The organism is Pseudoalteromonas sp. L23, assembly GCF_021728455.1.
Lineage (GTDB): Bacteria > Pseudomonadota > Gammaproteobacteria > Enterobacterales > Alteromonadaceae > Pseudoalteromonas.
The window spans coordinates 1-1,353 of sequence record NZ_JAKKCW010000053.1 but is presented as its reverse complement, the minus strand read 5'-3'; the positions used below and the strand labels follow the sequence as shown (position 1 = coordinate 1,353).

The following is a 1,353-nucleotide window of genomic DNA, read 5'->3' as shown; positions in this document are numbered from 1 at the left end:
TCTAGCAAAAAATGTATTCCAACTTTTATCGTTTGATAAGCAAGGTAATAAATGTTTTTCCAGAAGGTTAGATAGAGCAAAGCTCTTGCAAACATTGACCCAATTACCTGCTTGTAATGTTGTTATGGAATCATGCTCAACGTCTCATTATTGGGGGCGGTACTGCTTACAAGCTGGGCACCAAGTTCAGCTTATCCCTGCGCAACATGTTACCCCTTTTGTCCGTGGCAATAAAAACGATAAAAATGATTGTATGGCGATTTATGAAGCGAGCCTTCGACCTAACATTCGCTTTGTTCCTGTAAAAACAGAGCATCAGCAAGCAATCCTAGCACTACATCGCTATCGGGAACGGCTCATACATAATCGAACCGCCTGCATCAACCAAACATGTGGTTTGTTACTTGAATTTGGCATCGTCATCAAGAAGAGCTTAAAGTCTTTTCGTGCAACCATTGCTGATCTGCTCAACCGTAATTTACATGGAGCTTTAAATCTACTCCTCAGAGACGTTTATGAAGAAATGCAAAAGTTAGACGCCAATATTAAAAATGTAGAGGCACAATTTAAGCAGTTTAATGAACAGAGCCAAGCTGCTCAAATTATCCAATCCATCCCCGGAATTGGGATTATCAACGCATCGGCATTGAGTGCCACAATAGATAAAGGGCAAGCATTTTCTAATAAAAAGGAGTTGGCTGTGTGGCTTGGGATCACACCACGTCAATATGCTTCGGGTGAAACCAATAAGATGGGAGGGATCACTAAACGAGGTGATCGTTATCTAAGAAAGCAACTCATTCATGGTGCCCGTACAGTGGTCAATCATGCGCACAAAAAGCAGGATGATTTAAACAAATGGATCAACGCATTGGTAGAGCGTCGCGGTAAAAATAAAGCGGTGGTGGCCACGGCCCACCGATTGGCTCGCTTAATGTGGATATTGCTACAAAGAAATGAACCTTATAAAGCCCAATATACACAAAGTGAGGCGCAATCATGACTCAAATTATGGCTATCAAGGAGCTCGGTTGTGACAAGGGCCTCAAGCCCGAGTGGGTGTTTATGAGCCCTTGATAGCCATATTCTCATTGCTGTAAATATAACGATGAACAAAAGGTCAAACCTACCTAGTTAAACCCGTTATAGGCAAGGCATTCAATGCCGCGTGGGTGTATTCTACTTTTTGGGTGACTAGGTTCGAAACTCATTAGGGGCGCTGAAAGTCAGTTAAGCCCGAATATATGTCAGAGCAGCACCTTATTTAGGGTGACTCAAAGTGACTGTTTATCAATACATACAAATAGTAAATGAGAGATAAATAAAAGAAGCAACAAGGCTGTTAAAACAACC

Annotated in this window: 1 protein-coding gene; it reads left to right on the top strand. The window is 41.8% G+C overall.

Going from position 1 to position 1,353, the window contains the following annotated elements; genetic code table 11:
• Window positions 1-1,003, top strand: a 1,003-nt coding sequence (locus L3V43_RS23640) for an IS110 family transposase (protein ID WP_237117549.1), incomplete at its 5' end; no start/stop codon positions are given.
• Window positions 1,004-1,353: the final 350 nt, after the last annotated feature.